Annotated in this window: 24 protein-coding genes; 15 read left to right on the forward strand and 9 right to left on the reverse strand. The window is 37.2% G+C overall.

What is annotated here, in order from left to right:
• Nucleotides 1-24: 24 nt before the first annotated feature.
• Both AC1Z3T_RS04685 and AC1Z3T_RS04690 read right to left on the reverse strand, forming a co-directional pair.
• The gene (locus AC1Z3T_RS04685; protein ID WP_483396482.1) at nt 25-933 is read right to left on the reverse strand and encodes a LysO family transporter; all 909 of its coding nucleotides are present in this window, start codon (nt 931-933) and stop codon (nt 25-27) included.
• 87 nt (nt 934-1,020) lie between these two features.
• Nucleotides 1,021-2,544: a flavin-containing monooxygenase gene (locus tag AC1Z3T_RS04690; RefSeq protein WP_483396483.1), complete on the reverse strand. Its 1,524-nt coding sequence runs from the start codon at nt 2,542-2,544 to the stop codon at nt 1,021-1,023.
• A gap of 154 nt (nt 2,545-2,698) precedes the next feature.
• On the opposite strand from AC1Z3T_RS04690, the gene AC1Z3T_RS04695 reads away from it, so the two are divergent.
• Both AC1Z3T_RS04695 and zapE read left to right on the forward strand, forming a co-directional pair.
• Nucleotides 2,699-3,709, forward strand: a complete 1,011-nt coding sequence (locus tag AC1Z3T_RS04695; protein WP_483396484.1) for a helix-turn-helix domain-containing protein — start codon at nt 2,699-2,701, stop codon at nt 3,707-3,709.
• A 108-nt stretch (nt 3,710-3,817) separates the two neighbouring features.
• Complete coding sequence (gene zapE / locus AC1Z3T_RS04700) at nt 3,818-4,972, forward strand: cell division protein ZapE (protein ID WP_009586656.1); 1,155 nt, start codon at nt 3,818-3,820, stop codon at nt 4,970-4,972.
• Between the two features lie 485 nt (nt 4,973-5,457).
• On the opposite strand, the gene AC1Z3T_RS04705 is transcribed toward zapE, so the two are convergent.
• Both AC1Z3T_RS04705 and AC1Z3T_RS04710 read right to left on the reverse strand, forming a co-directional pair.
• Entirely contained in the window at nt 5,458-6,810 is a 1,353-nt protein-coding gene (locus AC1Z3T_RS04705) for a TrkH family potassium uptake protein (RefSeq protein ID WP_004830967.1), read from the reverse strand.
• A gap of 8 nt (nt 6,811-6,818) precedes the next feature.
• Entirely contained in the window at nt 6,819-7,469 is a 651-nt protein-coding gene (locus AC1Z3T_RS04710; RefSeq protein ID WP_004830966.1) for a potassium channel family protein, read from the reverse strand.
• A gap of 234 nt (nt 7,470-7,703) precedes the next feature.
• On the opposite strand from AC1Z3T_RS04710, the gene AC1Z3T_RS04715 reads away from it, so the two are divergent.
• Both AC1Z3T_RS04715 and AC1Z3T_RS04720 read left to right on the forward strand, forming a co-directional pair.
• On the forward strand, nt 7,704-8,249 hold the full coding sequence (locus AC1Z3T_RS04715) for a hypothetical protein (RefSeq protein ID WP_004830964.1): 546 nt from the start codon (nt 7,704-7,706) through the stop codon (nt 8,247-8,249).
• Nucleotides 8,250-8,300: 51 nt separating this feature from the next.
• Entirely contained in the window at nt 8,301-8,774 is a 474-nt protein-coding gene (locus AC1Z3T_RS04720) for a hypothetical protein (RefSeq protein ID WP_199959040.1), read from the forward strand.
• 271 nt (nt 8,775-9,045) lie between these two features.
• Here the strand turns inward: AC1Z3T_RS04720 and ilvA are convergent, their stop codons facing one another.
• Nucleotides 9,046-10,584, reverse strand: coding sequence for a threonine ammonia-lyase, biosynthetic (gene ilvA / locus AC1Z3T_RS04725; RefSeq protein WP_004830962.1), 1,539 nt, complete (start codon nt 10,582-10,584; stop codon nt 9,046-9,048).
• Nucleotides 10,585-10,699: 115 nt separating this feature from the next.
• Between ilvA and rpiA the strand changes: the two genes are divergently transcribed.
• From rpiA to AC1Z3T_RS04750, 5 genes are all read left to right on the forward strand, one after another.
• Nucleotides 10,700-11,371, forward strand: coding sequence for a ribose-5-phosphate isomerase RpiA (gene rpiA, locus AC1Z3T_RS04730; RefSeq protein ID WP_004830961.1), 672 nt, complete (start codon nt 10,700-10,702; stop codon nt 11,369-11,371).
• An 85-nt stretch (nt 11,372-11,456) separates the two neighbouring features.
• Nucleotides 11,457-12,131, forward strand: a complete 675-nt coding sequence (locus AC1Z3T_RS04735) for a M48 family metallopeptidase (protein ID WP_483396485.1) — start codon at nt 11,457-11,459, stop codon at nt 12,129-12,131.
• Between the two features lie 52 nt (nt 12,132-12,183).
• A complete protein-coding gene (locus AC1Z3T_RS04740) occupies nt 12,184-12,540 on the forward strand; it encodes a glyoxalase superfamily protein (RefSeq protein WP_009586657.1) in 357 nt (118 codons plus the stop codon).
• 31 nt (nt 12,541-12,571) lie between these two features.
• Nucleotides 12,572-12,985, forward strand: coding sequence for a bleomycin resistance protein (locus AC1Z3T_RS04745; RefSeq protein ID WP_151780763.1), 414 nt, complete (start codon nt 12,572-12,574; stop codon nt 12,983-12,985).
• A 183-nt stretch (nt 12,986-13,168) separates the two neighbouring features.
• A complete protein-coding gene (locus AC1Z3T_RS04750) occupies nt 13,169-13,462 on the forward strand; it encodes a GNAT family N-acetyltransferase (RefSeq protein WP_373867736.1) in 294 nt (97 codons plus the stop codon).
• On the opposite strand, the gene AC1Z3T_RS04755 is transcribed toward AC1Z3T_RS04750, so the two are convergent.
• Together AC1Z3T_RS04755 and AC1Z3T_RS04760 are read right to left on the reverse strand one after the other, a co-directional pair.
• Nucleotides 13,452-14,273 (reverse strand): alpha/beta fold hydrolase, encoded by an 822-nt coding sequence (locus AC1Z3T_RS04755; RefSeq protein ID WP_042087192.1) that lies wholly within the window; start codon nt 14,271-14,273, stop codon nt 13,452-13,454. The genes AC1Z3T_RS04750 and AC1Z3T_RS04755 overlap by 11 nt on opposite strands.
• A gap of 4 nt (nt 14,274-14,277) precedes the next feature.
• Entirely contained in the window at nt 14,278-15,030 is a 753-nt protein-coding gene (locus tag AC1Z3T_RS04760) for an HD domain-containing protein (protein ID WP_483396486.1), read from the reverse strand.
• A gap of 451 nt (nt 15,031-15,481) precedes the next feature.
• Here AC1Z3T_RS04760 and AC1Z3T_RS04765 point away from each other — a divergent pair, with 451 nt between their 5' ends.
• The 5 genes from AC1Z3T_RS04765 to clpA all read left to right on the forward strand — a co-directional run bounded on the left by AC1Z3T_RS04765 (nt 15,482) and on the right by clpA (nt 21,302).
• Entirely contained in the window at nt 15,482-16,567 is a 1,086-nt protein-coding gene (locus AC1Z3T_RS04765; protein ID WP_479736684.1) for a GGDEF domain-containing protein, read from the forward strand.
• Between the two features lie 137 nt (nt 16,568-16,704).
• Nucleotides 16,705-17,754, forward strand: a complete 1,050-nt coding sequence (gene argC, locus AC1Z3T_RS04770) for an N-acetyl-gamma-glutamyl-phosphate reductase (protein WP_004830953.1) — start codon at nt 16,705-16,707, stop codon at nt 17,752-17,754.
• An 80-nt stretch (nt 17,755-17,834) separates the two neighbouring features.
• Nucleotides 17,835-18,578 carry a DUF6776 family protein gene (locus tag AC1Z3T_RS04775; RefSeq protein WP_004830952.1) on the forward strand — a complete coding sequence of 248 codons (744 nt, stop codon included), beginning with the start codon at nt 17,835-17,837 and terminating at the stop codon, nt 18,576-18,578.
• A gap of 21 nt (nt 18,579-18,599) precedes the next feature.
• A complete protein-coding gene (gene clpS, locus AC1Z3T_RS04780) occupies nt 18,600-19,016 on the forward strand; it encodes an ATP-dependent Clp protease adapter ClpS (RefSeq protein WP_004830950.1) in 417 nt (138 codons plus the stop codon).
• Between the two features lie 9 nt (nt 19,017-19,025).
• The gene (gene clpA / locus AC1Z3T_RS04785; RefSeq protein WP_004830949.1) at nt 19,026-21,302 is read left to right on the forward strand and encodes an ATP-dependent Clp protease ATP-binding subunit ClpA; all 2,277 of its coding nucleotides are present in this window, start codon (nt 19,026-19,028) and stop codon (nt 21,300-21,302) included.
• Nucleotides 21,303-21,357: 55 nt separating this feature from the next.
• On the opposite strand, the gene AC1Z3T_RS04790 is transcribed toward clpA, so the two are convergent.
• Nucleotides 21,358-22,284 carry an alpha/beta hydrolase gene (locus AC1Z3T_RS04790; protein WP_005029204.1) on the reverse strand — a complete coding sequence of 309 codons (927 nt, stop codon included), beginning with the start codon at nt 22,282-22,284 and terminating at the stop codon, nt 21,358-21,360.
• Between the two features lie 217 nt (nt 22,285-22,501).
• Here AC1Z3T_RS04790 and AC1Z3T_RS04795 point away from each other — a divergent pair, with 217 nt between their 5' ends.
• A complete protein-coding gene (locus tag AC1Z3T_RS04795; RefSeq protein WP_005029202.1) occupies nt 22,502-22,855 on the forward strand; it encodes a YnfA family protein in 354 nt (117 codons plus the stop codon).
• Between the two features lie 41 nt (nt 22,856-22,896).
• On the opposite strand, the gene AC1Z3T_RS04800 is transcribed toward AC1Z3T_RS04795, so the two are convergent.
• Entirely contained in the window at nt 22,897-23,958 is a 1,062-nt protein-coding gene (locus AC1Z3T_RS04800; RefSeq protein WP_483396487.1) for a tetratricopeptide repeat protein, read from the reverse strand.
• Nucleotides 23,959-23,989 lie beyond the last annotated feature (31 nt).

The raw sequence follows: 23,989 nt of genomic DNA on the forward strand, positions 1-23,989 counted from the left end.
AAAACATTCGAAATTATAAATCGTTTAAAGTGCTGCCAATATGCTGACCGCAATTGGAGCAAGTACTGACAGGACAAAACCACTGACCATCGCATGTGGAATAAAGTCATTGCCGCAGGCTTGTTTTACCATGGGTAATGTGACATCCATTGCTGTTGCACCAGCTGAAGAAATTGCAGATCGTGGGTAACGCCATCCAATCATATACATAAATAAAATTGCAAATATTTCTCTAAATAAATCATTCATTAAAGCCACACTGCCTAAGTGAGCGTTCTTTAATTCTGTTACTACAATCCCTGTCATTGAATAGAAACCATAACCTTGCGATAACATGATTAAATCTCTCATACTGATGCCTTGTATCAAGAAAAATGAAGCAATTGCACCAAAGAGTGAGCCGATTACACATGCCAAAGGAACCAGCATGATTTTCCAATTTAACCAAGAACGATCCAGTGGTGAATAAGCTAAATCCAAACCGATCAATAGCATATAAACTAAAAGTAGGTTCCATGTACTGATATGTAAAGGTAAATCAGCAGCATGTGCAAATTCAGCCAGTGCATAACCGATTGCCAAAGCGATAAAGGCATAACTAATATTTAATAACGAACCGAGCAATAATTCAGCAGAGACTTTACCTTGGGCGGGTTTAAATCCAATCGCTTTAAACACGATGTAGCAACAGATAAAAGCACCCAATGATGTGGTTAATGCGATCGTCAGGGCGCTGGTTAATATTTGTGCAGGACTGGCAATATTGTGAATGGTCTGAGAAAATTCGATGGCAATCGCAATCAGTAAAATATAAGTGAAATAAGGTAATATCTTGAACGCGATTTTTTCAATAATTTGAGGAATTCTTCGAGCGAGAATAAATCCTAAAAACAAGCAAAATAATAGTTGGAAAATTAACCAAAGCGATTGCATAAAAAATAGATAGGCAGTGAAAACCTATCTATTATAGCGAAGCTTTTAAAAGCTGTTTGCAATATTATGACCTGATTTTCAAAAAAATTATGCGGCTTGAGATTTGGCTTGAAGTTTTTGTTTGTTTCCTAACAGTCTAAAATCACTCGGATTAAGCTTGCGTGTTTCTAACCAAAACTTCCAAGTATATGTAGGCCAAAGCGCAAAGTTTTTACCGCCATCCTGTTGATACCAACTCACACAACCTGACTGCCAAACGGTACCTTCAAGTTGCTTTTGAACTTTTTTATTAAATTGATCTTGAATTTCTGCTTTAACGACTACAGCTTGCGTTTGGGTTTTTTGCACCATCTGAATCAACTGTAAAATATAATTGACTTGGGATTCGATCATGAAAATAACAGAGTTATGCCCTAATACAGTATTCGGTCCAAGCAATTGGAATAGATTTGGAAAGCCTTTGGTAATGACACCATAGTAGCTTTCTGCGCCATCTTTCCAAGCTTGTTTTAATTCAAGACCATTTTCCCCATAGCAATCAAAAGATTTTAAGTAAATGCGTGGATCAGTAATAAAACCAGTACCATAGATTAAACAATCAATTTGGCGTGCTTTACCATCTTTCGTGATGATGCTGTCTTCCGTTATTTCTTGAATAGCATCAGTAATCAGTTCAACATTGTCACGATTGAAAGTTGGAAAATATTTATTTGAAATAAGGATGCGTTTACAGCCCATAACATAATCAGGAATGAGTTTTTTCGCTGTTTGTTGATCTTTGACTTGGAATTTAATGAAGGCTTCAGCAAGTTTTTGACCGTATTTCATGATTTGTGGTTTAACAATAGGTACTACACGCGACTCATTTGACCAATATAAACGGGCACGATGTAGTTTTCTAAACCATTCAAAGCGCTGAAATAGCTTTTTATCAAGTGTATTGTAGGCACGCTCATCGCGTGGGATTACCCAAGCAGGTGTTCGTTGTAATACGTAGAGATTTTTGACTTTGGCAGCGATTTCAGGAATGTACTGAATTGCACTTCCTCCAGTCCCAATAGAGGCAACATTCTTTTGATTCAGATTATATTTATGGTTCCATTGAGAGGAGTGAAACACTTCACCTTTAAATTTTTCAATGCCTTTAATCTGTGGGATTTGTGGAACATGCAGAGGACCAGATGCAAAAATAACAAATTGTGCATCAATTTGCTGACCATTTTTTAATGCTAAATGCCAATTAAACTGATCTTGGTCGTATTGTGCAGAAATCACTTCTTGGTTAAATTGAATATATTTTTTTAAATCATATTCTTGAATCAAATCTTGGATATAATCAAAAATTTCAGGTGCTTCCGCATAACGTTTTGACCAATCAGTTTTGGGGGCGAATGAAAGTGAGTACATGTGCGATTGAACATCACAAGCAGCACCAGGGTACTGGTTTTCACGCCATGTACCACCCACATCATTGGCTTTTTCAAGGATAATGAAGTCATGGATATTGGCTTGTATTAAGCGGATCGCCATGGCTAATCCCCCAAAACCTGCTCCAATAATTGCAACTTGTGTTGATTGTGCTTTTGCTTTAACCGCAGATGTTGTACTCATTTTTCTTTACTCTGAGTTTTCCAGTTTTGCATAGAATATAGAAATTGTAGAATTTGAAATATGATTGCGCTGACATGAAAATTGATATATTCGGCAATTTCCAAAAAGTTGACTTTGTAGTAAAAAGTTTGGGTGAAAATGAAATGATGATGAAATGAAGCGATCGATTCTCGGTTTAATGTATTTAATTCATGGTATGCGTAATGCGGGAATTGATGTTGACTCACGTCTTGCAAGTGTCGGGATTAAAGCTGATGCACTTGATCCGAGTTCAATTATTCATCCCAGTTTAGAGTGGGATATTCAGAAAATTATCGGTCAAGGTGTACAGCCTGAAACAGGTTTATTCATTGGTCAGCATTATTCTCTAGCAGGATTTGGTCCTTTATTGATGCTATTGGTGACTTGCAGTAATGTCGGTGATGCAATTCAAAATGGGATTCGTTATCAAGGTTTGACTTATCTGTATGGAGTACTTGGACTTGAAAAAGGCCATCATCAAATTGCACTGACTTATCAACCAGTGGATTTGGAAACCGAAATGGGTTTACTTCGGGCGCAATGTGAAATTTCAGGGACCTATAAATTTCTTGACGATATTTATAAAATGATGGGATTAACTGCACCAAGTGTCAGAATTGAATTACCGTTTCAGCAACCTCAAGATCCCAGTATTTTAAAACAATACCATGATTATTATGGTTCAGATTTACACTTTAATTGTGATAACGCTGCATTTTGGATTAATGAAGATGTGATGCAATTGCCCATACCTTCAGCCGATCCCATTACCCATCGGGTGTATGAGGCAAAATGTATTGCTGAAATTGAGCGTTTAAATGCTGAGGAACAGAAAATTGCTCCGCTGATTCAACGTGTCAATGATTATTTGGAATTACAACAAGGTGTTATTCCATCGATGGCTGAGGTTGCACAGGCTTTAAATGTTCCTGAGCGTACCTTGCGCCATCAGTTGCAACAATTGAATACCAGCTATAAACAGATTCGAGAGCAGTTAATTAAACATAAAGCTTTACGTTTGATTGAATATAAAGAGTATTCGATTGAAGTGATTGCCGAATTGTTAGGCTATTCAGAACCCGCGGCATTTAATCATGCATTTAAACGTTGGTTTGGACAAAGCCCGCGACAGTACGGTAAATAAACAGGTGGTGTTAAAATGAAATACAGTATCGAAATTATGCCAAAGTTTTATTTATCAAAAATGAATCTTCGATATACTTCCTTTAGCCTTTAAAAGTAACAATACGATATGTTATTAGATCAGAATAGAACTTCCTCAACAGCATTTACTCCCGTTTCACCTGCTGAGCGTTATGCCAAAGCATTATCCTCTGGGCAATTTTTACCAGATGACGCTCAAGCACAAGCAGTACATGAGCTGGAACGTGTATGGCAAGAGCTGATTAATCGTTATAAAGCTTCAAAAAAGGCTTTTCGTCGTTTCCGTCGCCAAACAGCGCCAAAAGGGGTTTACATGTGGGGTGGCGTTGGACGAGGAAAAACATGGTTAATGGATCAATTCTACGATTCCATCCCATTTCGTCGTAAAACACGCATGCATTTTCATCACTTTATGCAATTTGTTCATAAAGAACTTAATAAATTATCTGGGCAGCGTAATCCTTTGGATATTGTGGCAGATCAGATTTACAAAGAAGCGGTAGTTATTTGCTTTGATGAATTTTTTGTGTCCAATGTGACTGATGCAATGATTTTGAGTGACTTGTTCCAGAAATTGTTCACTCGTGGCATTACTTTAGTAGCAACTTCAAATATTGCGCCAGATGGCTTATACAAAAATGGTATCCATCGAGATCGTTTTATCCCAACCATTGAAATGGTGAAAACCCATTGCGTCGTTTTAAATGTAGATGCTGGGGTAGATTATCGTTTACGAGTATTGAAACAGGCACAATTGTTTAAAGCGCCGCTAACCGATGATCATAAAGTGTGGATGGCAAAACGTTTTAGTGCTTTGACAGCTTCACAGACGGTGTCGGAAGAACCTATTACGATTAATAATCGTATTGTTGAAACTCTGGGACATACTGAAGATGTATTATGGTGTGATTTCAGAGAGCTATGTATGAAGCCGCGTAGCCCATCTGACTTTATTGAAATTGCAAATATTTATAATACTGTTCTTGTGAGTAATGTACCGCATTTGACTGATTTGCTTTCAGAAGGAACACGTCGTTTTATTTATTTGGTCGATGAGTTTTATGATCGTGGAGTAAAATTATTATTAACTTCTGAAGATTCAATTATTGAAATTTATCAAGGTGAAAAGCTTGCCTTTGAAATTGAGCGTACACGTTCGCGTTTGCTAGAAATGCAGTCTGATGAATATTTACAGTCTGAACATCGTCTGATTAAAGGCAACAGTGAATTAGAAGTTGAATAATTGATTTATGTATGTAAAAAGCGATCTTGGTCAACAAGATCGCTTTTTTATGCAACCTATAGTCAAACCGCCTGATTATTCATACAAGTGATTTGGATGATTCGTTTATTTTGTACTTTTGAATCATAAACAGTATTGCTATCACGAGGCGACATGGATGTCGCCATGTTGAGCGGGGGTATTAGGATGTACCCCTCGCTCAACGGAAGATTTTTGTTACTTTTCATCTCTGAAAAGTAAAGTATCGCCTACGCAAAACAATTTAAACTTTAGAGCTAAAGCGTAGCAGTGTTAGCTTGATATCATTAAACAATATATTGATCGTTTTCAATTTTATTGATCAAGAGAAATGATATTCTACTGTATGAATTTTTCAACAGATTGACTATATAAATAAAACTTCAAGCTCAGTATTTTCCCATCCGCATAAGCTGATGGGAATGTATTGAATGGTTCTTTAGACACTTCGTCTGCAAAGATAGAAGTTAGCCCACTTGAATTTCTGTAGTAGGGTGGCGCACACGACTTTTATTCGGGGTTGCAATCAAATAAGCTAATGTAAGAGGACCTAGACGTCCAGCAAACATGAGACAAATTAAGGCAATTTGACTGCCTGCATGCAGATTTTCAGTTATTCCTCGCGATAAACCAACAGTACATGCTGCGGAGACGGCTTCAAATAGTAAATCTAAAAACTTTTTATCTGGTTCAAGGATCAATAAAGTAAAAAAACCAATCAAAATCAAAAGAGATGTGATGGCTATGACTGCAAGGGCTTTAAATGTAGCTTGATGAGAAACAGAATGACCAAAAACTGTAATTTCATCTGAACGTTTTAAAAAAGTGATGACACTTAAAATCATAATGATAAATGTACCCACTTTAATCCCACCCGCAGTACTGAGCGACCCACCACCAATAAACATTAGCACCATAGTGATTAAGGTAGAAGCATTGCTCATACTGCTGACTTCCAAACTGTTAAAGCCTGATGAACGAGGAACAGTTGCATGAAACCATGCGTTAAGTGCTTGGTCACCAAAAGACATAGGTGCAAGTGTGAGTGGATTAGATGCTTCAATCGCCCAAATCACGATAAACGCAAACAGATTGAGCCCAGCAATGGTCGACAGAATTAGTTTGCTGTTGGTTGAAAGTTTCTTCCAGCGTTTGGCTTTCTTAATGTCCATCAATACAACAAAACCAATACCACCAATGATATATAGCATACTGATGGTAAAGGTCACCATGTACTGATCTGAGAAACTCATTAAGCTGTTGGGGAATAGTGAGAATCCACCATTGTTAAAAGCAGAAATACTATAAAATAGGGCATAGAAGAAAGCGTGTTCTAGGTCGTAATGATGCGACCATGCCATGGTCAGAATACCCGTACCAATCGCTTCAAAAAATAATGAATAGAGAAAAACACCTTTAACAGTAAAAGTTGCTCTTGCTAAACTGGTTTGCCCAATGGTTTCTTGCGCCATAATTTGCTGTTTGAGCCCAATCTTGGACGATAGACTTAGTGCAGCGAGGATTGCGAAGGTCATAAATCCCAGACCACCACATTGAATCAAGATCATGACCACCACTTGACCGAAAGTGGTCAATGATTCACCGATATTGACGACGGAAAGCCCTGTGATCGTTACTGCGGATGTCGCAGTAAAGAGGGCATCCACCCAAGTCAAATCACCTTGATGGGCAAAAGGAAGTTTGAGCAACACTGTTCCAATAATAATAAAACTCAGAAAACCTAAAGCGAGTAAGCTTGGAGGGCTGAGATTGATACTGTTGTGTTGCTTGTTGATCAGTTCTTTTTTAGATAAACGCATAGTTATAACTATAAGAAGCGAATCGAAAATTGTCTGAGCATTTCTACAGGTCCTTCAAGAATTAAAATGTCTTTTTCCTGTAAAATTGTGCCTGGTGCAATATCATAGAGAACATGAGATCCACGTTGTAACAATAAAGTGGTGAGTTCTGGGGTATTTTCCATGACAGTTTGAAACTGAGCGCCTTGTAAGTTCGCACCAATTTCAATTTTTACGATATAACGATCATTATTGAGCGCCATATAGCGTCTGACCATCGGATAGCTTAAAGACTGGGCAACACGGATTCCCATATCTTCTTCAGGGTGAATGATTTTACTGATTCCCAAATGCGATAAAATCATGTGGTGTGATTTAGATTTGGCTTTGACAAAAATCTTTTCAATACCCAGGTTTTTGAGATGGAGCACGCACAAAATACTGGCTTCAATATCTTCTCCAATTGCAACTACAACAGCATCGCAATTTTTGATATTGAGTTCATCTAAAACATGTTCATCTGTTGCATCTGCAATGACGGCATGACTGATTTTATCTGCAATGTTTTCTACATTTTTCTTTAATGTATCAATACCAATCACATCATGGTTTAAGTTGGTGAGTTCAAGCGCAACAGCTTCACCAAAACTACCTAAACCGATAACAGCGAACTGCGCCATTCTACAAAATCCTTATCTCAGCACTGAAATTGTGTGAGCATTATCATCTTCAATTTTTATATATTTTATATTTAAAGTATTCAATCGCCAATCTCGAAACCTTGAATATAAACTGATATATGTAAATAAAACCTGAATTATGTCATAAAACCTTCAAATGAGTTAGCTATGCTCAGTCAAGGTATACAAAATTGATCTTCATCAAGATTTAGTTCTTTAAGTAAGTATAAGAAAATGGACGATAAAAAAATTTATAAAATACTCCAACATTGGTTCCCTGAATTGAAGCAAAGGGATATACCAAAAAAGAAGTATCGTAAAAGTTTTGAAGAGTTTCTGAATTGGATGGCTGCTGAAAAATTCGGCGGTCGTTTTCGTGCGTATTTGATGAAAATAGATCGCATGGAATTTCATGAAAATCAGATTGAGCGAAGTGCGGTATTTCATGAATATGCCGTTGATGGTCTAGGTATTCAAAGTACCATTCGTCAAAGAGCTCAACCTTTATTTGATCATTATGAATTGCATAAAGATGTTATTGGACGTTATTATAATGTGCAAGATCAAGTCTATGATATTGTATTTGAAGAAATATTAACCGAAGCAAAACAACATCAGCATGAGTTGCTTCTGATCTACGCTGAAGATTATTATTGGTTAATTGTTCCCAACCATGAGCATAAAATTGAAAAATTCTGTAAACATTTTAATAAACAATTTCATGATGAAGATGTCAGTATAGAGCACTATGCATTATTTGATTGTTCTAGATCGACTTGAGGTTTAAATTTGCTTTTCACTAAGCTAACAATAATATGATGAGAGATTATAATGCCACATAAAATATACCCACTTCTTCAAGCAACTGTTGCTGAATTAAAGACACAACCCATTCCAGTAGACGATGAATTCGATTCTTTTGATGAATGGATCAATGAACAGCATGATTTCCTACATTATTTTGAATTAAAAGATTATTATGATAATGGAATTGAAGATAACTTTTATTTTAAAAAGCATAATGTTGACACTGAACAATTGCAAAATGAAATTGAAAGTGCCGTTGGGGAACTCTTTGAACAATTTGAAGACCAAATCGATGTGATGGAACGTACAGAGGAAATCATTTTTGATGCGATTAAAAAAGTAGCCAACCAATACCAGTTATCATTATTAGTGGTTTATCGAGAGAATCCATATTGGATGTTGCTACCTACGCAAGATGAAGATCAATTAATTCAAATTGCAGATGCTTTTAATGAGGCATTTAATGATGATGGTGATTTAAATATGGTCGTATATTGAGTATAGGTCGCTTTATTGTATGATTGTTTTAAATATTTGATCTATACGTTTTAACTTCTTAAAACCCTTTCGACTATTAAAAAGTAAACTACGTGAAATTATAGCGATATTGATAGTTCTATCCTGCATTGCTAAAGAAGGAGATTGAGTAACTATTTTTGCTGAATGACGGTTCGGGAAAGAGTCATGAATCAAGCAAGTCTATTATTTTTATAAAATGGATATAAATAGCCCGTAAAGTATTACGGGCTATTTATAGGTTTCATTAAATTTATTTCAAGAAACGTTGATAACCGAGATTATTGGTAATTTCTTGGTATGGATAATTGATATTTTCCAAAGTCTCAATTAAACCATCTGGGTTTTGTACGGCATCTTCTGCATCCAAGCCAACCAAAACACGACCTTCAGCTGCCCCATGATTACGATAATGGAATAAGCTGATGTTATGTGTAGGACCCAAACGTTCAAGGAAAGTCAATAATGCGCCTGGGCGTTCAGGGAATTCAACTCGGAATAAACGTTCATTGGCAATATCTGCATGACCACCAATCAAATAACGAATATGCAGTTTTGCGACTTCATCATCAGATAGATCATCAACATCATAATGAACTTTCAATGCTTCATAGATGTCATGGCGTTCTTTTTCACCAAATTTCAAACTAATACCCACAAAAACCTGAGCTGCTGAAGCATCACTTGCGCGATAGTTAAATTCAGTGATATTACGACCTTGTAAAGCACGACAGAAGTTAAGGAAAGAACCTTTTTCTTCTGGGATCGTAACTGCAAAAATCGCTTCTTTACGTTCACCTAATTCAGTTCTTTCAGCAATATAGCGTAAACGGTCAAAGTTCATGTTTGCACCACAAACAATTGACACCATGTTCTTGCCTTCAAGCCCATGCATTTCTACATATTTTTTGATACCTGCCAAAGCCATTGCACCAGAAGGTTCTACGATACTGCGACATTCGTCATAAGTATCTTTAATCGCTGTACAGATTTCATCGGTGTTGACTAAAACAACCTCTGGCTCAACAATTGGTCCTGAAAGATCAGATTTTTGTAATTGAATCACTTCAAATGGTTTCTCACCAATCTGAGCCACAGCTGTGCCATCAGCGAATAAACCAACAGAAGGTAAAATCACGCGTTCTTTAGCTTCTAAAGCGGCTTTTAGACAGGCAGATTCATCATATTCTACAGGAATGACTTTGACATGTGGTGCGACATCTCCCAGATACGCTGCTACACCTGCAATAAGACCACCGCCACCAACCGCAACGAATACATATTCAACATCGCGCCATTGACGTAAAATTTCATTGGCTATCGTTCCTTGCCCAGCCATCACCAGTTCATCATCATAAGGTGGAATAAAGGTCATTCCTTCATCTGCTGCGCGTTGAATTGCATATTTATTGGCAACATCAAAAGAATCGCCGTGGAGAACCACTTCACCACCCAAACGTTTAACGGCTTGTACTTTAATATCGGGTGTGGTTTTGGGCATCACAATAATGGCGCGAATACCTAACTTTTGACCAGATAAAGCCACGCCTTGTGCATGGTTACCCGCAGAAGCAGTAATAACGCCACGTTCCAACTGAGATTTCGGTAATTGGCTGATACGGTTATAAGCACCGCGCAGCTTGAAAGAAAAGACAGGTTGTAAGTCTTCGCGTTTGAAGCGAATGTTATTGTTTAGTTTTTCACTAATTCGTGGCGCTGCTTCGAGTGGGGTTTCGATTGCAACGTCATAGACCGTTGCCTGTAATATTTGTCGAACCAAACGAGACAGCATGTTAATTTTCCATCTAACAGTTTAAAATGAGCATCCATTGTAACAAACCGTTGCACCTTTGCGTTTTAAAATTATGCAAAATGTGCAGGAAATTGAAATTTAATTGAGAGATGTCATGAGCCTTTATGCAACCCAGGATGAGAAAAAACAAGCTGCAGCCCAAGCCGCTTTAAAACACTTACCAAAAGGGGGCATTTTGGGTGTGGGAACTGGAAGTACAGTCAATTTTTTGATTGAGCTTTTGCCTCAACTTCAACTTGAAGCTGCGGTAGCAAGTTCTGAGGCGACTGCGCAACGCCTTAAAAAGTTAGGAATTGAGGTGGTTGATATGAACCATGTTGGTGGTTTAGATGCCTATGTGGATGGTGCGGATGAAATTGATCGTCATATGCATATGATCAAAGGTGGTGGTGCTGCACTGACACGCGAGAAAATTGTTGCTTCAATTGCAAAAAAGTTTGTATGTATTGTCGATGATTCAAAATGGGTTGAGCAATTAGGACGTGAATTTCCGTTACCAATTGAAGTGATTCCTATGGCACGCTCAGCAGTTGCACGCAAAATCGTCTCTTTAGGAGGTGATCCGACTTATCGTGAGGGTGTTGTTACTGATAACGGTAATGTGATTTTAGATGTTTTTAATTTGAATATTTTAAATGCGCTTGAATTGGAAAAGACCATCAACGATATTCCAGGTGTTGTATGCAACGGGATTTTTGCAATCAATAAAGCTGATGTTGCCATCGTTGCAACCAATAATGGTATTGAAGAGCGTACAGCGATCTAAATATTAGTTCTATTCCTGTTAAACCCTTCGTGGAGAAGGGTTTTCTTTCTTCTAGGGCATTGGGGTAAATTAAATTTAGAGTTATATGACAGCCACACTTCCTGAAATTAAAATTACTCATCATGCACGTGCAACACGTTTACGTTTACGTGTTGAACCATCTCAAATTCGATTAACTGTGCCCAAGTTTTGTACTCAACGTCAAATTGATGATTTTTTAAAACAGTCAGAACAATGGGTGATTGAAACATGGCAAAAACAGCAACAACATATTTCGCTTGTTGACCGAAGTTTACCATCTACATTGACACTATTTAATCTGCAACAACCACTCAAGATTATTTATCAAAAGCAAAGGCAAGCCTATGTTTTTGATGAGCAATCACTTACCATTTTGATCAGTGATCATCAAGCCGAAGTTTATTTAAAAAAATTTGTAATTCATTATGCTCAACAGCATTTGCCCAAGTACTTACAACAAATCAGTGAACAAACAGGTTTAAAGTATAAACAGTGTACAATTAGACAACCTAAAACCCGTTGGGGAAGTTGTACTTCTCGACATGATATTATGTTGAATAGCGCATTGGTATTGTGTGATTTACAGATCACACGCTATGTATGCATACACGAATTAGCGCATACTCGATATTTTGATCACAGCCCTACATTTTGGTCAGAAGTTTCGAAATATGATCCGAATTATAAGCAACATCGTCAAATTTTAAAAAATGGAACTTTACCTTGGTGGTGGAGCTGATCCAATCGTAAAATAAAGTGTAAATTTAAAAAAAATAGCGTTGGAAAGTAACATGGCAATAAAAAGAATCGTCAGTAATATTCAGGCTTTTGACCTGACCTTGGCACAAACATTTTATGCTGACTTTCTAGGCATGGATTTAGTCATGGATCATGGGTGGATCAAAACCTATGCCAATTATGAAATGATGCACCCTCAAATTAGCATTGCATCACAAGGTGGAAACTCAACAGTTGTACCTGATTTTTCAATCGAGGTAGATAATGTCGATGAACTGTATCAGCAGGCAGTGGAGTTGAATTTGATCATCACGTACGCGTTGACTCAGGAAGAATGGGGCGTAAAGCGTTTTTATGTCAAAGACCCATTTGGAAAAATCATCAATATATTGCAACATATTGAATCTTAGATTTATAAAATGATAATAGGATAGGTGTTCAATGCAATGGAACAAATTAGTCCCAGAACTAATCGTAAAAGATTTGCATAAAAGTTATCAGTTTTGGGTGGAACTTTTGGGCTTTACTGTTATGTATCAGCGAAAAGAAGAACAATTTATCTACCTTGATCTGGATGGTGTACAGTTTATGCTGGAACAACAACAGGAAGGGCAATGGCTTACAGCACAGTTAGATTATCCATTGGGACGAGGGATAAACTTTCAAATCGAAGTTGAACAGCTTGATGAGATTTTAAGTCGTTTAACTTTGGCTCAATGGTCACTGTTCAGTGAGTTGGAAGAATGCTGGTATCGTGCAGATGATGTAGAGCATGGTCAAAAACAATTTTTAGTCCAAGATCCAGATGGCTATTTATTACGTATTGTTGAGGTGCTTGGGGAAAGACCAATTTAACTTGATAAAGAATGAAATGCCATAAAAAAGATGCTTGGAACGATGATGAAGATCCGATATTTTCAACCACAAGATATGCTGCCATTGAGTGAACTTTTTTTAGAGAGTCGAAAGAAGAGTTGGTCATGGCTGGATTCTTCGAAATGGTAACTTGGAGATTTTGAGGTATCTACGCAAAATGAAATTGTTCTCGTTGCTGAAAATAATCAACAATATTTGGGCTTTGCTTCTATTTATCTTCAAGATAATTTTTTACACCATCTCTTTGTTACTCCAAGTTTACAAAATCAAGGTGTAGGCAACACTTTGTTAGCGTCGTCAGAAAAACTGTTTAATGACACAGGCTATCTCAAATGTTTATCTGAGAATAAAACTGCGCTGGCTTTTTATAAACACCATGCTTGGAAAGCAGTCAGTACAGGTGAAAGTGATGATGGTGCTTATGTATTGATGTCTAAAGAAAAAATTATAAAGTAGTCCTATTCACCCATTGTTTAATTTTATTGACTATTTGTTCGGGTTGCTTAATCCAAGCACTATGTTGATTTCCTTTGATGGTTTGGGTGAGATCTAAAGTTTCAACAATTGGCTGTTTGAAATAATGGCTTAAACCCAACATCGATGACATTGGTGCAAAGTCATCATCCTTTAAAGCAATAAATAAGGCTGCATTTTCAACAATCTTTTGCTGAGTGATGATGTGTTTATAATTTCCTGTAAAGACAACTTTTGACCAATCTCGCATTAAAGATTTGGCTTCTCGATTGCCAAAGGCAATTTTATACCCAGCAAAATAACCATCTTTTAAAATCATGGCATTGATAACACTAACCGCTTTTAAGATATTAATTTTGCCTTTTAAGTCCCAGTTTTTTAGCCCGATATTGCCTGTTGCTATACCAATAACTGTATTGTCATGGCTTTGGGCATACAATGTCGCCAAATGCCCACCTAAACTATGACCCAATAAAATAGGTGATTGAAGATTTGCGTCTAAGGCAACCTGTTCAAGTTGTGGAATAAAATCACGAATAAGATCGGCATAACCATAGTCAATTTGAGCAGATACATGAGGTGTGTTGCGTCCACAATATGGATAATCTGCAACAACGAGATTAAAACCATGATTTGTGAGTAAAGAAATTAACTTTTCGTATTTATTTATAGCCACCCCTAAAGCAGCCAATATAATAATGGTGTGTTTATTTTGTGGGTGAAAATAAAGCTCAACAAGGATAGGATGTTGTTGAAAATATATCGTTTTTTTGGTTAAGGTGTTATTCAACATTGGATTATTCCTTAAAAATATTGAGCTGAATCATATAGGGCAATCCTAATCTAGAAACCAAAGCTGTACGGGATTGAGGATGATTAAGCGATTCCTTATGTAAAAGTTTTTTGAAATGCGAATTAAATTGAGTTCGAGGATGCTGTATCAACACATCTTCAGCATATGTTTTTGAGAATCGTGCATAATCAGTGCCAATCACATCGCATGAAGTCGCTTGTTGTAGCAAGAGAGCCTCTATCGGTAAATCTTGATTAGATTCATCTAAATACCCATTCATATGTAGACAAATAGCTTCAGAAATAATCTTTGTTCTTGATGCATCATACTGATGTTTTAGACATAAACTTTCCGAACGTAAGGCGCTTTCATAAGTAAAGCAGTTACAAGAATATTGATCCAAATGCTCAACTAAACCTAAATCGTGCATTAAGCAGGCAATGACAAAACTCTCTTGGTCAAAATGCCAGTCTTTGCTATGTGCTATACCGACTCCCCAAAAAAAGCTACGCCAGGAATGGTGGAAAATTACTCGATCTTGTGTGTTTTCTAGCTCAGCCATTGCCTCTTTAACCATAGGTGTATCAGGGATTTGAACATCGTGTAATGCAAAATGAGTATGATTAACATGAGATTGTATAAAGGTTTTGGCGTACTTATACGTGTTTGGAAGTAAAGTCTGTTTGAGCAGGTTGATTTTTTCTTTAAAGCTTAGACTTCCTTGGTTGATTTCCATCCATTTTCGGGATCCGATCATAACAAGTTATTCCTATTGTTAATAATTAGAGTAATTGCTCTAATTTATTCTCTCTGAATTTATTGAGGAATACAAGAAGCTTTAAATCAATAGTGAGTGAAGCTGAGCTTTGTTCCTCGCGTGGATAAGCAACTTCTAATGGTTTTTGAATATAGCTGATGATATAAAATAGATGAGTTGTCTGATTAGAATAGGATAGGATTGAATCAAAGGCGCGATAAAAAGAGTATAAAATTTAGGTTTTCATCACATGAAGTAAATGAAACTCTTAAAAACAAATCAAATTACAAAATAATATGACTATTTTTAAGCATTAATTGGGCGTGTATAAAAAAATACTCTAAACTTGTCGACTTTCCGATATTTCCTATTTCTTATCATAAAGATATCAGACGTGAATTTTGCAGATACTCATTACTTTATTTTAATTGTACCCATCTGCCTGATATTAATGGGTAGTTTACTTCTGATTTGTCACTTCTTTTTTAAAGCACCTACATATTTATTTTGGTTGGGGATTGGTTATATTGTGCCATCATTTTCTTTGGCTTCACAAAGCTTTATGACCAACCAACAGTTGACATTAACAGCACCACTTTTAGGCTGTTTCTATTTACTCGGAGCTTGGGCAAGTGCTTATGCCATGGCATTACGCAAAGATGGAAACGCTCACAATCTATTGGCATTTGCTTTAATTGCTTTAACACTGCCGTTCATGATTTACTTTTCATATATTGATGAACAGCTTTGGATTAGAATGCTGATTTTAAATCTAGCCATTGCGACGATTGAGTCTTTGGTTTTGCCCTCACTTTTTAAAGATTATCAGCATCGTGACTGGCTTAATAAATTAGTAGATTATTCTTATCTTTTCATTGTTTTATATACTTTTTCCCGTAGCGTTATTGTTTACTTTTGTCTGCAAAATATTCAATCGAATATGCTTGTAGATTCTGCTTGGTGGCTCATGATGTTAGCTGCAAGTATTCTGTTGAGCTTATGGTTTGCGATTATTGTTGTTGGAAAACTGGTTCGGGATATCATTTTAAAATTGAATGATGATCGTTCAAGAGATCCACTGACACATTTGCTTAACCGCCGTGGGTTCTATGATGCTGCAAAAACAAGCTTAATTGATTTATCTCAAACACAATATTTTGTATTGATGTGTGATGTTGATCATTTTAAAAAAATTAATGACACCCACGGGCATTTGATTGGTGATCAAATTTTACAGAGAGTCAGTGATTTGGTCAGTCAAAATGTTGGAGAAGAAGACTTGGTCGGGCGTTTTGGAGGAGAAGAATTCATTGTTCTATTACAGGCTGCCGATACTGAACTTGCCTATAAAATTGCTGAGAAAATACGCATAAGTATTGAAAACGAGGTTTTTTCTTCTAAAAATATCTTATTAACAGCCAGTTTCGGGCTGGTTCAGTTACAGTATCGAAATTTAGCACTTGGTATAGAATCTGCAGATAAATGCTTATATGCCGCCAAACGTGCTGGTCGTAATTGTATTATCCAGGGCCAATGAATGCACGGATAATTAGAAATTAAGATTTGCAATGATATTAAAAATGATAAAAACCAAGTAAAACAGTTTAGAAAGCATAAACTTCCTGTCATACTACTGTCCAACAGAATGGATACTTTTAAATCGAGGTAAAAAACGTGATTTCAGTGGGTATTGTCGGTGGAACGGGTTATACAGGCGTTGAATTGTTGCGTCTTTTACTGCGACATCCAAATGTTCAAGTGAATGTACTGACATCGCGTACTGAAGATGGTCGTCGAGTAGATGATATGTTTCCTAGTTTACGTGGACATACGACACTTCACTATTCAGATTTAAAAATTGATGAACTAAAAAAATGTGATGTAGTATTTTTCGCGACACCGCATGGTGTTGCAATGCAACATGCCAAAGAGTTATTAGCATCAAACACCAAAGTTATTGATTTAGCAGCTGATTTTCGTTTGCAGAATTTAGCTCAATTTGAAAAATGGTACGGTATGCAGCATGCTTGCCCCGACATTTTAAAAGATTCAGTATACGGTTTGTCTGAGCTTAATCGTGAACAAATTAAACAAGCCAAGGTGGTTGGGAATCCGGGTTGTTATCCTACAACTGTACAACTGGGTTTAGCGCCTTTGTTCAAACAAGCTGCAACATTGGTTAAACCTGAAAGTATTATTATTGATGCAAAATCGGGTGTTTCTGGTGCGGGACGTAAAGCCAGTCTAGGCATGATCTATTCTGAAAATGCCGATAACTTCAAGGCTTATGGGGTTGCAGGACATCGACATCATCCGGAGATTGTCGAAGCACTTGAAAATATTTCAGGTCAACAAGGTGTATTTGATCACATCCTCTTTGTACCTCATCTGGTGCCGATGATTCGTGGTATGCTCAGTACAATTTATATTGATCTGACTGATGAAGGTGAGCAGGCTGATTTACAAACACTTTATGAGCAGTTTTATGCTGATGAAGCCTTTGTCGATGTAATGCCAGCCAACAGTTCACCAGAAACACGTTCAGTACGTGGTGCAAACCAACTAAGAATTGCGTTGTACAAACCACAACCGAAAAAGTTGATTGTATTATCGGTGCAAGATAATTTAGTTAAAGGGGCTGCAGGTCAGGCAGTACAAAATATGAATTTAATGTTTGGTTTTGCTGAAGATGCTGGTTTACAAGGTATCGGATTATTACCATAAAAAACGCTTTATAACTTCACACACATTTAACTTTGCGGTTAAATGTGTGTTTTGATGCGATCAATACTTTAGAGATGACGATGCAGAACACAGAAACAAATACCGCGTCACAACCAGCTCAAACACCAAAAAAACCTTTTCTAAAAGGCAATATGCCGTTGGTGATCGGGGGTGTCGTATTATGTGCGGGTAGTGTACTTTTAGGCTATACAGTTGGACACCGCCAAGGACTGACGGTTGTTGGTTTTGATGCAGACGCAGAACAATTGGTAGAAGTGGTTAAACAACAAAAAACGACACTGGCTACGTTAAATAAAAACTTAAATGCGACTGTACAAGAACGTGATGTGGCTGTTTCTAATGCCAATGATTTATTAGAAGCATTGAATAAAGCCAATGCAGAAAAATCACAAGTCGACGTGATGAGTGCAATTTACCGTGAAGTGTTAAAACAACGCGGTGGTTTAAGTTTAACGATTCAAAATCTCGCGGTTAAACCTTTGCCTGAAAATGCTTATGAATATCAACTTGATTTGATTCAAGTGAGTCCAAGACGTGCAACAGGTACAGTGGAAATTCGCTTAATTAGTGGTACAGAAGTGTTGACTGTGCCAATGAGTGATGCGAACTACAATTTTACGGATTATGAGCGTTTAACAGGTCGCTGGACGATGCCGAAAGGTTTCAACCCACAATTTATCGAAGTGCGTTTAAATGGTGCTACGCCAGTCATTAAGCGATTCAGTTGGTCACGCGGAAAGGCTGTGGACAGTGCAGCCGCATTTGCTGCTGAGGTACCTCAAGCAGAAGCCAATTCTCAATAAATCATAAGTATTTTGGAAAATATGCGAACTAATAAGCGTCAAATGAGTTTAAATGAAGTGAAATCATCGTTCCGTGATTCAGGATATGTAGATTGGCATTTGAATATTCGTGCAAGCCAATCTGAAGATCCTCATCACGAACAGGGGGATGTTGCTGTCCAAACAGCGCCCCCTGAAGTAAAAAGACCACCGATGTATTCAGTCATTTTACTAAACGATGACTATACGCCAATGGACTTTGTTATTGAAATTTTACAACAATACTTTGCTTTGAATCTTGACCAAGCCACTCAAGTAATGTTAACAGTACATTATGAAGGCAAAGGTGAAGCTGGCGTATATCCGAGAGATATTGCGGAAACAAAAGCCAACCAAGTAAATAACTACGCTCGATCTCAAGGTCATCCATTACTTTGTCAGATTGAGCCAAAAGAATAAGGGGGTTTCATGCTCAGTCGTCAATTAGAAGTTTCACTCCGTTTGGCTGTTAGCATGGCTCGTCAAAAGAGACATGAGTTTCTTACGGTTGAACATTTATTATTAGCTTTACTCGATAACGACTCAGCGGTAAATGCTTTAAAAGCATGTGGTGCTGAAATTATCAGTTTGCGAAAAGAATTAGAGGAGTATGTTGAGCAACATACGCCTAAACTCGGAGAAAACAACGACCAAGCCCCTCATCCAACTGAAAGTTTTGATCGTATATTGCAACGTGCAATTTTCCATGTTCAATCGAGTGGTGGTGATCGTACTGTAGAAGGTGCGGATGTTTTGGTTGCAATGTACTCTGAACGTGACTCTTTTGCTGTGTATTTGCTCAAACGCCACCAGATTAACCGTTTGACTTTAACTCAATATTTATCGCATGGTGCGCGTAAAGAAGAGATTCAAGTTGAAGAAGAATCTGATGATTTAGAAGGTGAATCAAGCGCTTCAGCAAATGCAGGTCCACTTGAGCTATATACCTTAAATTTGAATATTGAAGCGCAAAAAGGCAAAACTGATCCTTTGATTGGTCGTGAGAAAGAAATTGAGCGCGCTGCTCAAATTCTCTGCCGCCGTCGGAAAAATAACCCTTTATTGGTGGGTGACCCTGGTGTGGGTAAAACTTCAATTGCTGAAGGTCTTGCTTGGTTAATCGTGAATGGTAAAGCGCCAAAACCACTTGCCAATGCTGAAGTGTTTAGTTTAGATATTGGAGCTTTAGTTGCAGGTACTAAATATCGTGGTGACTTTGAGAAACGTTTAAAACAACTACTGAACGCTTTGAAAAAGAAACCCGATGCGATTTTGTTTATTGACGAAATACATATGATTATTGGCGCTGGCTCAAGTATGGGCAGCACGATGGATGCATCCAATTTGATCAAACCTGCATTGGCAAATGGAACTTTACGTTGCATTGGTTCAACGACTTTCCAAGAATATCGTCAAGTTTTTGAAAAAGATCATGCTTTATCACGTCGTTTCCAAAAAATTGATGTGAATGAGCCTTCTATCTCAGAGACAATCGATATTCTACGTGGGTTGAAAAGCAAATTTGAAGATTTTCATCATGTCAAATATGAAGATTCAGCTTTAGTGTCAGCGGTTGAGCTTTCTGCTAAATTTATCAATGATCGTTTCTTACCTGACAAAGCGATTGATGTGATTGATGAAGCAGGTGCGCAACGCCGTTTGAAAGCAGAACAAGATGATACATTGATCACAGTTGAAAATATCGAAGATATTATTTCTAAGATTGCACGTATCCCGCCTAAAACTGTTTCTAAAGATGATAAATCTGTATTGGAATATTTGGAGCGTGATCTTAAGCGTGTTGTATTTGGTCAAGATGAAGCGATTAGTGCATTAGCATCTGCGATTAAATTGTCACGTGCTGGTTTAAAAGCACCAGATAAACCTGTCGGTAGTTTTGTGTTTGCTGGTCCTACAGGTGTAGGTAAAACCGAAGTCACCAAACAATTGGCAAAATTACTCGGTGTTGAACTTGTGCGTTTCGACATGTCTGAATATATGGAACGTCATGCGGTATCTCGATTGATCGGTGCGCCTCCTGGTTATGTGGGTTATGACCAAGGTGGTTTGCTGACGGATGCCATCCATAAAAATCCGCATTGCGTATTGTTATTGGATGAAATTGAAAAAGCGCATCCAGATGTATTCAATTTGTTATTACAAGTCATGGATCATGGGGCGTTAACTGATAATAATGGGCGTAAGTCTGATTTCCGCAATGTGATTATTGTGCTTACCACCAATATTGGAGCCGAAAGTATTTCTCGTACCAGTATTGGATTTACAGAGCAAGACAACAGTAATGACAATCAGGAAGCAATGAAGCGTGCATTTGCTCCAGAATTCCGAAATCGTTTAGATGGCGTGATTCAGTTTAAAGCTTTACCTACAACCGTGATTGAATCTGTAGTAGATAAGTTCTTAACTGAGCTTCAAGCACAGCTTGATGACAAGAAAGTTGTACTTGAAGTTGATCAATCTGCGCGTGATTGGATGGCTGAAAATGGTTATGACCGTTTGATGGGCGCACGTCCAATGCAACGTTTAATCCAAGAGCATCTGAAGAAACCGCTTGCTGAAATGATCCTCTTCGGTGAGCTAGCAGATCATGGCGGTAATGTTGCAGTGTCTGTGAAAAAAGAGAATGGCAAAGCTGTTGGCTTAACACTTGAGGTTTTTGAGGACCAAACTGCTGAACCAGCATAATGATGGACGATGCTTAGCCTTAGTGATTTAGAAAATAACCCGCATTGATTGCGGGTTATTTTTTATTTGAATAATCTGTTTCTACAATCTTCATATTTTGCAGCCATGTTAAGAATAATGTTGGCCATTGCGTTGTTTCTGTATTTGCCTTTCCTAAACCCCAGCCATGTCCACCATTTTTAAATAAATGTAATTCATAAGGGATTTTGTTTTTATCTAAAGCGATTTGCATATCTAAACTATGTTGAACAGGTGCAATGCGATCATCAAGCGCATGTGCTAAAAATATTGGAGGAGTATGTTGATTCACCTGTAAATTGACTGAAAAAAATGCTTGTTTCACTGAATCATGATTTTTCCCCATTAAACTTTTATAAGCATGCGTATGATCTAAGGGGGCTTGCATACTAATCACAGGATAAAGTAAAGCGACAAAGTTGGGTTGAGCTGAGACTTGATCGATTGAATCATGAAGTGTTGAAAATTGATGTGACCATTGGGTAGCAAGCATACCTGCTAAATGTCCGCCAGCAGAAAATCCCAATACACCAATTTTTTCTGGATCAATATTAAATCGTTCTGCTTGAGCCCGAATGATGCGTATGGCTCTTTGTCCATCTTGAAAGGGCGCAAGAGTATCATTAGCATCCTGATTGGGCAATCGATAAACCAATTCAAAAACAGTAAAACCGTGTTGTTGTAGAAACTCTGATGTAGGTGTACTTTCTTTGGCAAGTTCTTCTCGGGCATATCCACCACCGCTGATCGTCATAACTGCAACATGGTTATTATATTTTGGTGTATATACGTTGAGATAGGGGGAGTTAATGTGGCTGACTGCACCATGTTTAATAACTGTATTTGGATTTTGTGTTGTGATGGATGTGTTTGTCCAAAGCGGAAGCGTAAATGTTGCTGCTTTTGTTTGTTGGCTGAAAAACAAGATCAGTAAGAAACCACATAAGGTATAGTGGATGTTCATTTAAGACGCCAAGATTTTAGAGATTATTATTTTATCGTATTTGTTTGCGTATAAAATAATCGATGGATGCTTTAATGTAGGATTTTCTTTTTTTAGTTCAACATAGGCAATAGTTGAATACTAAAAATTGAATCAGTCATCAAGGAAATTAAATTTATTGCTGATATTCTATGAAAATCACCTATACTTTTACAATATCAATTACGCTTGAGTAGAAATGGATATTGCATTTAATAAACTGTTCACCACGATTTTATTATTTTTAGTCACGGCAGTTACTGAAATTCTAGGTTGTTATTTTCCTTATCTCATTTTAAATCAAAACAAAAGCCATTGGTTATGGATACCTACTGCCTTAAGCTTAGCCGTATTTGTTTGGCTTTTAACTTTACACCCAGCAGCATCTGGGCGGATTTATGCAGCATATGGCGGAATCTATATTTTTTCGGCCTTAATGTGGCTGAGATTTGTTGATCAAGTTAGTCTCAGCCGTTGGGATTTACTTGGAGGATGTATCGTCATCATCGGAGCTTTGGTGATTATTTTACAGCCACAAGGGTTGATTCGCTAAAGACGTCCCGAATAGTTTGAATTTAAGATTTAGATTTTAGGTTAATGCGATCCCAATATTTCTAACTGAGTTATTTTACAAACTTCAGGTATTGCTTTCCGGTATTCTTGATAATCTTGAGTATATTTTTTAAACCATTTTTGATATTCAGGGTTCAATCTTAAATTTGCTAGATTGGGCTCATCTTCAAAAGAAGAAGGTTCAGTGCTGTTCTCATCTGAAAATTCTAATTGCTTTAAATACGAGAGTGCTTTTGCGGGTTGATTCAATAAGGCATAAAATTCAGCTAAAAATTCATTTTCACGCTGAGTATGCTTACGATTTTTATTGACCACTGTTTCAATTTTTTGTTGATTATCCCTTAACCATTTTTCAGCTGCTTTGGGGTTCTCTCTATTCAAGCCTTGGTAGTATTGCTGCGCAAGAATGATAAAGTTTCCAGAGTCAAAGGCTTGTTCAGGATTGGATAGATACTCAAATAAAGGCTTTTTGAGGATGTCCATTAAACGTTTCTGTTCTTCTATATCTCGATGATACTTGTATAGCAACATTAATTTATCACTTAATACAGCATAATAGTTCCTTTGATATTCTTCATCGTCAGGTTCAATTTGAATCAAGGTTTCAAACAATTGCTCCGCTTTAAGTAAATAAGTTAAACGAGGAGTTGGATCACTATTTTTTCGGTAATAAACAGACATTTGTGCATAGAAAAGTCCAAAATTATTCAATGCAATGGTATCTTTCGGGTCACGTTTCTTTAATGCAAGATAGGCTTGTTCTGTGAGTTCTTGAATAGGATGAGACTGCTCTGTGCAATGTTGATCAAGTAAATATTCAGCATAGCCAGAAGTAATGATCGCATAATTGTGTAAATAAACTGAATCGTTATAATCAATCTCTTCAGCTTTGAATAATTGTTGCACAGTGGGCTGTGATTTTTTGATTTGAGCTTTGATCTGAGGTTCTAGTTTGGCTAGTTTTTTATTTCCCAAAACCTGATCACTTAAATTTTCAATGGTTTCAATATCATTGTCACTGATCTCAGCGTAGACGATTGTGCAACTCAATGATAATAATAATAAGAGATTTTTTATTTTCAAGATGAATTCTTCACATTTATATTATTACAAA

This window comes from Acinetobacter sp. B-6 (assembly GCF_056930735.1).

What these genes read in the sequence shown, in the direction of transcription:
- AC1Z3T_RS04685 (WP_483396482.1), bottom strand. Translation starts at nt 933, where the DNA reads ATGCAATCGCTTTGGTTAATTTTCCAACTATTATTTTGCTTGTTTTTA.
- AC1Z3T_RS04690 (WP_483396483.1), bottom strand. Translation starts at nt 2,544, where the DNA reads ATGAGTACAACATCTGCGGTTAAAGCAAAAGCACAATCAACACAAGTT.
- AC1Z3T_RS04695 (WP_483396484.1), top strand. Translation starts at nt 2,699, where the DNA reads ATGAAGCGATCGATTCTCGGTTTAATGTATTTAATTCATGGTATGCGT.
- zapE (WP_009586656.1), top strand. Translation starts at nt 3,818, where the DNA reads ATGTTATTAGATCAGAATAGAACTTCCTCAACAGCATTTACTCCCGTT.
- AC1Z3T_RS04705 (WP_004830967.1), bottom strand. Translation starts at nt 6,810, where the DNA reads ATGCGTTTATCTAAAAAAGAACTGATCAACAAGCAACACAACAGTATC.
- AC1Z3T_RS04710 (WP_004830966.1), bottom strand. Translation starts at nt 7,469, where the DNA reads ATGGCGCAGTTCGCTGTTATCGGTTTAGGTAGTTTTGGTGAAGCTGTT.
- AC1Z3T_RS04715 (WP_004830964.1), top strand. Translation starts at nt 7,704, where the DNA reads ATGGACGATAAAAAAATTTATAAAATACTCCAACATTGGTTCCCTGAA.
- AC1Z3T_RS04720 (WP_199959040.1), top strand. Translation starts at nt 8,301, where the DNA reads ATGCCACATAAAATATACCCACTTCTTCAAGCAACTGTTGCTGAATTA.
- ilvA (WP_004830962.1), bottom strand. Translation starts at nt 10,584, where the DNA reads ATGCTGTCTCGTTTGGTTCGACAAATATTACAGGCAACGGTCTATGAC.
- rpiA (WP_004830961.1), top strand. Translation starts at nt 10,700, where the DNA reads ATGAGCCTTTATGCAACCCAGGATGAGAAAAAACAAGCTGCAGCCCAA.
- AC1Z3T_RS04735 (WP_483396485.1), top strand. Translation starts at nt 11,457, where the DNA reads ATGACAGCCACACTTCCTGAAATTAAAATTACTCATCATGCACGTGCA.
- AC1Z3T_RS04740 (WP_009586657.1), top strand. Translation starts at nt 12,184, where the DNA reads ATGGCAATAAAAAGAATCGTCAGTAATATTCAGGCTTTTGACCTGACC.
- AC1Z3T_RS04745 (WP_151780763.1), top strand. Translation starts at nt 12,572, where the DNA reads ATGCAATGGAACAAATTAGTCCCAGAACTAATCGTAAAAGATTTGCAT.
- AC1Z3T_RS04755 (WP_042087192.1), bottom strand. Translation starts at nt 14,273, where the DNA reads ATGTTGAATAACACCTTAACCAAAAAAACGATATATTTTCAACAACAT.
- AC1Z3T_RS04760 (WP_483396486.1), bottom strand. Translation starts at nt 15,030, where the DNA reads ATGATCGGATCCCGAAAATGGATGGAAATCAACCAAGGAAGTCTAAGC.
- AC1Z3T_RS04765 (WP_479736684.1), top strand. Translation starts at nt 15,482, where the DNA reads ATGGGTAGTTTACTTCTGATTTGTCACTTCTTTTTTAAAGCACCTACA.
- AC1Z3T_RS04775 (WP_004830952.1), top strand. Translation starts at nt 17,835, where the DNA reads ATGCAGAACACAGAAACAAATACCGCGTCACAACCAGCTCAAACACCA.
- clpS (WP_004830950.1), top strand. Translation starts at nt 18,600, where the DNA reads ATGCGAACTAATAAGCGTCAAATGAGTTTAAATGAAGTGAAATCATCG.
- clpA (WP_004830949.1), top strand. Translation starts at nt 19,026, where the DNA reads ATGCTCAGTCGTCAATTAGAAGTTTCACTCCGTTTGGCTGTTAGCATG.
- AC1Z3T_RS04790 (WP_005029204.1), bottom strand. Translation starts at nt 22,284, where the DNA reads ATGAACATCCACTATACCTTATGTGGTTTCTTACTGATCTTGTTTTTC.
- AC1Z3T_RS04795 (WP_005029202.1), top strand. Translation starts at nt 22,502, where the DNA reads ATGGATATTGCATTTAATAAACTGTTCACCACGATTTTATTATTTTTA.